Below are 9,589 nucleotides of genomic sequence, written 5' to 3'. Positions count from 1 at the left end.
TCAGAAGTGAAACGCTGTTATGCCGATGGTAGTGTGGGAGATTCCCATGTGAGAGTAGGTCACCGCCAAGTTTATTACTTGAGTAAATTAAATGTTAGTTTATTCAAGTAATAAATTTTTTAGCAGTCATAATGCAGTAGGCCCACCTGATTCCATACCGAACTCAGAAGTGAAATGCTGTTATGCCGATGGTAGTGTGGGAGATTCCCATGTGAGAGTAGGTCACTGCTAATCCCTATTAGGAGTGGTAGTTCAGCTGGTTAGAATACCTGCCTGTCACGCAGGGGGTCGCGGGTTCGAGTCCCGTCCATTCCGCCAATTTCAGTTATCTAAAGTTACATACCAATAGGGGCGTAGTTCAATTGGTAGAGCACCGGTCTCCAAAACCGGGTGTTGGGAGTTCGAGCCTCTCCGCCCCTGCCATTGATTATACCCTAGTTATATATCCTACCAAAATATTCTATCTTTTTATAAATTCTATTTAAATTTTACGTGGATATCTTGTTTTAACTTAACTGTAATTCTTCAGGCAAATACTAAACAGTAAATAGTTTGACAGTTTGTTTCCTGTTTTTGAGAATGTAGAGCATTCTATATATCTTATGTGCTTTATAAAAAGATTGAGCGAGTAGTACACTCTTTTTTACATTGATGACCAATGAATATTGGTAGTGGTTATTTATAGACCTTTTTATACTAGACATTATAACGCCTTCAAATCTTTATCTAATCATCTAGTCAACAATAAAGTGTCATCTAAAGAGCATTTTGTGTATTTTGCTTTGGAATAATATTATCCCTTTACCTAATGCTATTGTTTTCATAGGTTCTCCCTTAGCTTGTTGGGAAGGAGAGTTTCGTTTTGCCGATTCTGCGATGAGAAATAAAGTGCGGTCATTTTTGACGTTATTTCGTGCGAATTATGAATGTAAAAAAATAGCGCCTGCTATCAGGCGCTATATGTTGTATTAAGGAATGTTGTTATAGCAAGATATTGGCAAATAATAAGCCGAAACCTAAACAAAATGCCATACTTAATAAGCCGGGTAGCATGAAACTGTGGTTAAAAATGTATTTACCGATTCGTGTTGTACCGGTTGTATCAAAGTCAATTGACGCAATGATTGGACCGTAGTTCGGGATGAAGAAATAGCCGTTTACCGCAACAAACACACCAATCAAGATTGCCGGTGGAATACCAAGAGCAATACCTAATGGGAACAAGGTCGCTACGGTAGCTCCTTGGCTGTTAACTAACACAGAAAGTATGAACAAGGCGAAGGCAAATGTCCAAGGTGCAGTTTCGACTAAACCTTTTACTAAACCTTTAACTTCTTCCATATGGGCTTGCATTAAGGTATCACCTAACCATGCAATACCGAAAATAGCGATTACCGCACGCATACCGGCGTGGAATACAGAACCTTTAGTAATTTCAGTGCCATCCGGTTTACAGGTTAAGATAATTAACGCACCGATAGATAGCATGATGATCTCAATGGTATGCGCCATACCCATTGGTTTGCCATCAAATACCGGACGAAGAGAAGGCATTGCTCCCATTAACACAACAAGTAATGCACCAAATAAGAAAAGGGATACGGAGATTTTGGCGGATTTGCTAATTTCAAGTTCTTTACCGACAACAGTTGAATTAAAGGCTTCCGCATATTTTGGATCGTGTAAACGACGTTGATATTCCGGATCATCTTTTAATTCTTTACCCATTTTATTGACAAATAGACAAGCGCAGAAAATTCCCAGAATAGTAGAAGGAATTGTAACGATTAACACATCCCCTAAATGAATGCCTTGCGGTTCAAGATACGCGACAACTGCAACTACAGCGGCAGCAATCGGACTGGCAACAATCGCAAATTGAGAGGCGATAACCGCCATGGACATTGGACGTTCAGGACGGACGCCATTTTGACGACTCACTTCGGCAATTACCGGTAATACAGAATAGGCAACGTGGCCCGTACCGGCTAATAGCGTAAAGGTCCAAGTCACTGCAGGGGCGATAAATGTAATATGCTTTGGATTGCGACGTAAAATATTTGTCGCAATTTTGATCATGTAATCTAAACCACCTGACGCTTGCATTGCTGCTGCCGCAGAAACTACTGCCATAATCATAAACATCACGTCAATTGGCAAACCCGCCGGTTTTAAGCCGAAACCGAAAGATAAGATAGCTAGCCCCAAGCCGCCAAAGACACCCAAACCGATACCACCCACGCGCGCACCGACTAAAATACAGAGCAACACGATGGCGAACTGAAGTAAAAACATAGCAGACATACTGCCTCCTTTAAGTAAAACATAAAACTTGTATGGGGTATAAGAAATTATACTCAGCGATATTTGATAGACCTACCTTATTTAAGATAAATCAAGATGTCGTAACTCAAAAATCGGTTTAATTATATAAGAATTACGTAATAGTGAGTATGTAAGAGATTTGATGTTCTGATTGATTTATGATCTAGGTCACATTTTAAATCAATAAATGATTGTTATTTGAGCAAGTTCTGCCTTGGAATAAAAACAATAATTTTTGATAAATGGCGAAAGTAAAGTTATACTCTAGCTTTCTTTTTAAACCTAATGATTGAGAAACAAATGGAAGAATTTATGCCGATGGCAACGGCGTTTGCCAAAAACCATACACTCATTGTTGTTGCTTGGGTGGCTGTGTTTATTATGGTGATTTTCAGCTTTATTAAAGCCGCCACCAGTAAAACAAAGGTGATTGATAATGCCGAAGCAATTGCCTTAATTAACAATCAAAATGCCGTGGTTATTGACTTGCGTTCTATTGATGAGTTTACCAATGGACATATTATCAATAGCCTCAACCTGTTGCCTACCGAAATTAAAAATCACAACATTGGCAAAATTGAACAACATAAAGACACACCGGTGATTTTAGTGTGTACAAATGGGGTAACCTCGACAACCTCTGCCGAGATTTTGGCAAAACAAGGCTTTAATCATGTATATACATTAAAAGATGGCCTAGCAGGCTGGCGTGCAGCAAGCTTACCTTTAGTTAGAAAATAAATAAGGACTCCAATATGACCGAAGAAAAAAAAGACGTGATGAGCGAAGAGCAAGAGGCTCAAGCCGTACTTCAAATTCAACGTATCTATGTCAAAGATATTTCTTTTGAAGCGCCAAATCTTCCACATATTTTCCATCAAGAATGGAAACCGAAATTATCGTTTGATTTATCTACTGAAACCGTAAAATTAGGCGATGATTTATATGAAGTGTGTTTAAATCTTTCCGTTGAAACCACATTGGAAGATTCCGGTGATGTGGCGTTTATTTGTGAAGTTAAACAAGCCGGTGTATTCACGATTAGTGGTTTAGATGATATGCAAATGGCGCATTGTTTAACAGCGCAATGCCCAAATATGCTATTCCCATATGCGCGCGAATTAGTCTCTAACTTAGTTAATCGTGGCACATTCCCAGCATTAAACCTTTCTCCGGTGAACTTCGATGCATTATTTGTTGAGTATTTACAACGTCAACAACAAGAGCAAGAATCCGAAGAACAACCAAGCGTGAACTAATCTGCAAAACCCGCTTCATTAAGTGATAAAGCGGGTTTATTTTTTTCGTTACCGTCTTTTTCGCCATTCAAGGAGTTAATGATGAATACGACTTTGACCCATTCTTCAATTACTGTGTTAGGTGCCGGTTCTTTCGGTACGGCATTAGCCATTGCATTTTCACGTAATGGACATCCCACTTACCTTTGGGGGCACAATCCGCAAAAAATGCAGAAACTGAATGCTGAGCGACAAAATGCAGAATTTTTGCCGGATATTATTTTCCCTGAGGCGTTATCTCTGGAAGCCGATTTAGCGAAAGCGATTCAAGCCTCACGGGATTTATTGTTGGCGATTCCAAGTCATTGCTTTGGTGAAATTCTCTCACAAATTCGACCGCACTTACGTCCTGACAGTCGTATCATTTGGGCAACGAAAGGTTTAGAGCGGGATACCGGTCGTTTGTTAGAAGAGGTGATTAAGGAAAAATTAGGCAACCACTATCCGTTAGCAGTTCTTTCTGGGCCAACCTTTGCTAAAGAGTTGGCATCAGGGCTTCCTACAGCAATTACTTTAGCGTCGAATAATGAAGAATTTGCGTTGCAGTTTCAGGCGCGTATTCATTGCAGTAAACATTTTCGTGTGTATATTAACAACGATATGCTTGGCGTGCAGTTGGGGGGAGCGATTAAAAACGTGATTGCTATCGGTGCAGGTATTTCCGATGGCATGGGATTTGGCGCAAACGCCAGAACAGCGCTGATTACACGTGGCATTGCCGAAATATCCCGTTTAGGCACCGCACTTGGGGCAAACCCGAATACATTTATGGGAATGTCGGGGTTAGGTGATCTTGTTTTAACCTGTACTGACAATCAATCTCGCAACCGTCGCTTTGGTATTATGCTGGGGCAGGGCTTTTCTGCTCAAACGGCAATGGATAATATCGGTCAGGTCGTGGAGGGCTTTTATAATACAAAAGAAGCGCATTTGCTTGCGCAACGGCACGGTATCGAAATGCCTATCACGGAGCAAATTTATCAAGTGCTATTTTGTGGTAAAAATGCAAAAGAAGCGGCAGTAAATTTATTAGGCAGAGAACGTAAAGAGGAATAATTCATGTCATCAACGGTTTGGCAATCTATTCGTCAGGAAGCGAAAGAGTTGGTAGAGAATGAACCTATGCTTGCCAGTTTTTTCCATTCCACCATTTTAAAACACCATAACTTAGGCAGCGCGTTAAGTTATATTTTAGCGAACAAATTAGCCAATACGATTATGCCGGCAATTGCCTTGCGTGAGATTATTGAAGAAACCTATCAGGAAAAACCAAGCATCATTGAATGTGCTGCCTGTGATATTCAAGCGGTGCGTCAGCGCGATCCGGCAGTGGAGCTTTGGTCAACACCATTGCTTTATTTAAAAGGGTTTCATGCCATTCAAAGTTATCGTATTACACACTATTTATGGCAACAAAATCGCAAAGCACTTGCGATTTACCTGCAAAATCAGATTTCTGTGGCGTTTGATGTGGATATTCACCCGGCAGCAAAAATCGGCCATGGCATCATGTTTGACCATGCCACCGGTATTGTGGTAGGGGAAACGTCCGTGATTGAAAATAACGTGTCTATTTTGCAAGGCGTTACGCTTGGCGGAACAGGTAAAGAATGTGGCGATCGCCATCCGAAAATTCATGAAGGTGTGATGATCGGTGCTGGTGCGAAGATCTTAGGCAATATCGAAGTCGGCAAATACGCTAAAATCGGTGCTAATTCAGTGGTCCTACAACCGATTCCGGACTATGCCACCGCCGCCGGCGTACCGGCACGCATTATAGGCAAAGACAAAGATGCCAAACCGGCATTTGAGATGGACCAAAATTTTATTGATCTGAGCATGGAATTAAATATTTAGCACGCATCATCAGTAAAAACATCATAAAAATTGACCGCACTTTTCTGCTGATGGTTTCTGGTCTCTCTAGAAACTGTCGTGAGAAAAGTCGTAACCAGAAGAAAATGAGGTAAAAATGACAAACGTAATTCATACCGATAAAGCACCGGCAGCCATCGGCCCCTATGTTCAAGCCGTTGATTTGGGTAATTTTGTGTTGACCTCCGGACAAATTCCGGTGAACCCGCAAACTGGCGAGATTCCGACAGATATTGCTCAACAAGCGAGACAGTCTTTAGAAAATATTAAAGCGATTTTAGAACAAGCCGGTTTAGGCGTGAAAGATATTGTGAAAACCACGGTATTTGTGAAAGATTTAAAAGATTTTGCAACAGTTAATGCAGAGTATGAAGCCTTTTTCAAGGCGCATCATCATCCCAGTTTTCCGGCACGTTCTTGTGTCGAAGTCGCGCGTTTGCCGAAAGATGTTGGATTAGAAATCGAAGCGATTGCTGTTAGATCATAATTCTTCAGCGAATATGATTTCTTAAGGTCAAACCTTTGTTAAACAGCGGTTTGGCCTTTTTTCTTGATTTGTTACACCATGGCGCATTTAGGTGACGTATTCATTCTATTGTTAGGCATTATTTTAATGCAACAAAAAAGCGCTAAGTAAAAACTTAGCGCTTTTTCTGAATATGGCGGAGGAACTGGGATTCGAACCCAGGGAGGGCGTAAACCCTCGCCGGTTTTCAAGACCGGTGCCTTCAACCGCTCGACCATTCCTCCGTGTGTTGAAGTGACGTGAATAATACGGACTCTCGTTATTTAAGTCAAGCAGTTAAATAAAAGAAATCATTTAACTGCTTTATTTTCAGTCGATAGTATTATTTTACTTCCGCCTTCGTCGGCTCCGCATAAACATGGCTGATTGCCGTATGATGTCCTGCCGCGCCTTTGCCGTAGAAATAATAGCGGGATTTTTTCCATTCAGATACGGGATAAGTCTGTATCGGTTCATCCGAGGCTTTGGCTAATGTCGCCTCTGCTTTGGTATGCGCGACTGCAGAGAATGTTCCAATTCGTCCGTTGAACATATAAGTGCGGTCGGTTTCAGCCATGAATTTCACCTCATGTGCTGTTTTCGGCTCGACCTGTTCAGCTACTGCCGTAGTGGGTTCTGACGTCACGTTATGATTTAAACGTTCTAAAGATGCCTGAATTTTCTTTTCAACAGAATCATTTGCCGGCTGAGCAATAAATTCAGTTAACGGTTGAACGTCATTTTTCGCTTTCTCAACAATCATATCCAAGGCTGGCACAGTAAGGCTCTTCTCGGTTTCTTCGCTAGATTGATTTTGTTGTTCAAGTAGCTCATCAACAGATAAGAACGCATTTTCTTTTTCTTTCGGTTGATTGATTTGTGTCATATCGATCCAAATTTTACCGCTGGCAAGCTCCGGAGAGGCTACCGCAGCAAATAACGGCATAGGTGATTTTTCTTGCGGACGACGACGGCGTTGATTATTTACACGTAAATGACGTGGTAAACGACGTTGACGAGCATTATCACGATTATTGCGTTCAGGTTCATTTGAGATTTCTGTTACTTCCGCAGAAACAATGGATTCCTCTGGGGCATGAGCAACATTCACGTTTTCAACAAATGAAACCTTTTCTGCTTGGTCAGCTTGAATGTCATTTACCTCATCATAAACGCGGACTTTTTTGCGTAAGTCGCGACGTTGACGGCGTTGTGCAGGTTCAGCCTTTTCTTCGGTAACCGGGGTAGAAGATTCAGGTTTAATGATTTCTTCAATCACTTCAGGTTTACGATTACGTTTAGCGTTGCGCTCTTGGTAACGATTTCTCGCTTCAAATTTATCCGCACTTTGTTCTTCAACAACGTTTTCCGTATTTTCGTTGCGAACACGACGGTTGTTACGACGATCTTGATTGCGACGATTACGGTTGTTCATGTTTCTGTTGTTTGGACGAGCTTTTTTATTTTTCTCTTCCGGTTTTGGCTCAGACGCAAATAAACCTTTTAACGCGGCGAATAAACGGCTTAACAACGATGGCGCTTTGGGTTCTTTGCGCTCAACCGGCTCCGGTGCAGGCATTGTAATGGCCAAAGAGACTGCCGCACTTTCCACCGCCGGTATTTCTGCCTGTGCCGCTTCAATATTACGAGAAACCAACGATTCCTCTGCAGCAAAGGTTTCGTCTTGATCTTGATGTAATTTTGCCAAATTGTAGCTTAACTCATTCACTTCTTCGCCATCACGAACACGGAACACACTAAAGTTCGGTGTTTCCATCGCTTCGTTTGGTACCACGATAATATCGACATCATGGCGTTTTTCGATGCTATGAATAGCTTTACGTTTTTCGTTTAATAAGTAAGAAGCAATTTGTACCGGAACGATGGTGTGAACCTGTTTGGTATTTTCTTTTAACGCTTCTTCTTCCAATAAACGCAAGATAGAAAGTGAAAGTGATTCGTTATCACGGATTTTACCGGTGCCTTGGCAACGCGGGCAGACGTGATGAGAGGATTCGCCTAATGACGGACTCAAACGTTGGCGTGACATTTCCAACAAACCGAAGCGGGAAATACGACTAATTTGAATACGTGCGCGATCTTGACGTACGGCATCACGGATGCGATTTTCCACTTCACGTTGATGGCGAACCGGTGTCATGTCGATGAAGTCGATAACGATCAAACCACCCAAGTCGCGTAAGCGCAGTTGACGCGCAATTTCATCTGCGGCTTCAAGGTTAGTGTTTAATGCGGTTTCTTCGATATCGCCACCACGGGTAGAACGTGCGGAGTTAATATCAATGGCTGTCAACGCTTCAGTGGCGTCAATGACAATAGAACCACCGGAAGGCAAACGCACTTCACGTTGGAAAGCGGATTCAATTTGGGATTCGATTTGATAATGACTGAACAGCGGTACTTCGCCTTGATACAATTTCACGCGATTAATGAAATCCGGACGCACTAATTTGATGTGTGCTTTTGCTTTTTCATAGACTTTCGGGCTATCAATCAGAATTTCACCGATGTCACGACGCAAATAGTCGCGAATCGCACGCACGATAACATCACTTTCTTGGTGAATTAAGAACGGCGCAGGGCGGCTTTCTGAGGCTTGTTTGATCGCCTCCCAATGGTGCAATAGCACTTTTAAGTCCCATTGCAATTCTTCTGGCGATTTACCTACACCGGCGGTACGTACGATTAAGCCGATACCTTCAGGCACATCCAAAGAACTCAAGGCATCTTTTAATTCCAAACGTTCATCGCCCTCAATGCGACGAGAAATGCCACCTGCACGAGGGTTGTTTGGCATGATCACCAAATAACTTCCTGCCAAGGAAATAAAGGTTGTCAACGCAGCACCTTTATTGCCACGTTCTTCTTTGTTCACTTGAACAATAACTTCTTGTCCTTCAGAAATAATATCGCGAATATTCGGGCGGCCTTGATAGACATAATCTGCCGGGAAATATTCACGTGCAATTTCTTTTAACGGTAAAAAACCGTGACGTTCTGCGCCATAATCCACAAAAGCAGCTTCTAAACTCGGCTCAACGCGAGTGATTTTCCCTTTGTAAATATTGGCTTTTTTCTGTTCGTGACCAGGACTTTCAATGTCCAGGTCGAATAAGCGTTGTCCATCGACTAACGCAACGCGCAACTCTTCTTTTTGAGTTGCGTTAATTAACATTCTTTTCATTCGTTTTCTCTTTTATCGAAAAGGGGTTATCCCCTAAAAATACGTCATCAAAAATGACCGCACTTTGCTTAGTCGCCGACCTCGTGTCTGTCGCAGAATGTCCGTCTTCCCGACTGTCATCTGCTGGGCGCATTGGCAACCTTATTCACACTCATATCATCTTGATATGTGAATAAAAACAAAACCGGTTAAAAAATGGTTTGCAAGCTGTCGCTCATGTTGATGGTTAAAAATCATTGCAATAACAACGTCTTATGCCGAATGCTGCATTGTGTTTTATCAATGATAACCTGTTTATTTTAAAGCCTTTTTTGACTCAAAAAAGGCTCACCATTATCGCTTGAATAGGGATTTTTAGCAAGGCGTTTCACCCTTTGTGGA

General features: G+C 41.9%; 8 protein-coding genes, 3 tRNA genes and 1 rRNA gene. 8 read left to right on the top strand and 4 right to left on the bottom strand.

Annotated elements, in window-relative coordinates; translation table 11 throughout:
- Nucleotides 1-118 precede the first annotated feature (118 nt).
- The 3 genes from rrf (at nt 119) to QZ106_RS03980 (ending at nt 423) form a co-directional block, all read left to right on the top strand.
- Nucleotides 119-234: ribosomal RNA gene (gene rrf, locus QZ106_RS03990) — 5S ribosomal RNA — on the top strand.
- A 7-nt stretch (nt 235-241) separates the two neighbouring features.
- Nucleotides 242-318: transfer RNA gene (locus QZ106_RS03985), tRNA-Asp, on the top strand.
- A 29-nt stretch (nt 319-347) separates the two neighbouring features.
- A tRNA-Trp gene (locus QZ106_RS03980) sits at nt 348-423 on the top strand.
- A 558-nt stretch (nt 424-981) separates the two neighbouring features.
- On the opposite strand, the gene QZ106_RS03975 is transcribed toward QZ106_RS03980, so the two are convergent.
- Nucleotides 982-2,304 carry an anaerobic C4-dicarboxylate transporter gene (locus QZ106_RS03975; protein WP_230621893.1) on the bottom strand — a complete coding sequence of 441 codons (1,323 nt, stop codon included), beginning with the start codon at nt 2,302-2,304 and terminating at the stop codon, nt 982-984.
- Nucleotides 2,305-2,625: 321 nt separating this feature from the next.
- On the opposite strand from QZ106_RS03975, the gene QZ106_RS03970 reads away from it, so the two are divergent.
- The 5 genes from QZ106_RS03970 to QZ106_RS03950 all read left to right on the top strand — a co-directional run bounded on the left by QZ106_RS03970 (nt 2,626) and on the right by QZ106_RS03950 (nt 5,985).
- Nucleotides 2,626-3,066, top strand: coding sequence for a rhodanese-like domain-containing protein (locus QZ106_RS03970; RefSeq protein WP_209364743.1), 441 nt, complete (start codon nt 2,626-2,628; stop codon nt 3,064-3,066).
- Nucleotides 3,067-3,080: 14 nt separating this feature from the next.
- Nucleotides 3,081-3,584 carry a protein-export chaperone SecB gene (gene secB / locus QZ106_RS03965; RefSeq protein WP_295974524.1) on the top strand — a complete coding sequence of 168 codons (504 nt, stop codon included), beginning with the start codon at nt 3,081-3,083 and terminating at the stop codon, nt 3,582-3,584.
- A gap of 81 nt (nt 3,585-3,665) precedes the next feature.
- On the top strand, nt 3,666-4,679 hold the full coding sequence (gpsA, locus tag QZ106_RS03960) for an NAD(P)H-dependent glycerol-3-phosphate dehydrogenase (RefSeq protein WP_295974521.1): 1,014 nt from the start codon (nt 3,666-3,668) through the stop codon (nt 4,677-4,679).
- Between the two features lie 3 nt (nt 4,680-4,682).
- Complete coding sequence (gene cysE / locus QZ106_RS03955) at nt 4,683-5,480, top strand: serine O-acetyltransferase (protein WP_295974519.1); 798 nt, start codon at nt 4,683-4,685, stop codon at nt 5,478-5,480.
- 115 nt (nt 5,481-5,595) lie between these two features.
- Nucleotides 5,596-5,985 (top strand): RidA family protein, encoded by a 390-nt coding sequence (locus QZ106_RS03950; protein WP_295974517.1) that lies wholly within the window; start codon nt 5,596-5,598, stop codon nt 5,983-5,985.
- A 173-nt stretch (nt 5,986-6,158) separates the two neighbouring features.
- Here QZ106_RS03950 and QZ106_RS03945 read toward each other — a convergent pair.
- From QZ106_RS03945 to QZ106_RS03935, 3 genes are all read right to left on the bottom strand, one after another.
- A tRNA-Ser gene (locus QZ106_RS03945) sits at nt 6,159-6,248 on the bottom strand.
- 98 nt (nt 6,249-6,346) lie between these two features.
- The gene (rne, locus tag QZ106_RS03940; protein WP_295974514.1) at nt 6,347-9,208 is read right to left on the bottom strand and encodes a ribonuclease E; all 2,862 of its coding nucleotides are present in this window, start codon (nt 9,206-9,208) and stop codon (nt 6,347-6,349) included.
- Nucleotides 9,189-9,341 (bottom strand): hypothetical protein, encoded by a 153-nt coding sequence (locus QZ106_RS03935; RefSeq protein WP_295974513.1) that lies wholly within the window; start codon nt 9,339-9,341, stop codon nt 9,189-9,191. Before QZ106_RS03935 ends, rne begins: the two co-directional genes overlap by 20 nt.
- Nucleotides 9,342-9,589: the final 248 nt, after the last annotated feature.

The sequence above is a fragment of the uncultured Aggregatibacter sp. genome, from assembly GCF_901873365.1.
Classification (GTDB): Bacteria; Pseudomonadota; Gammaproteobacteria; order Enterobacterales; family Pasteurellaceae; genus Aggregatibacter.
The sequence above is the reverse complement of the archived record's forward strand: the minus strand, read 5'-3'. Positions and strand labels throughout refer to the sequence as shown.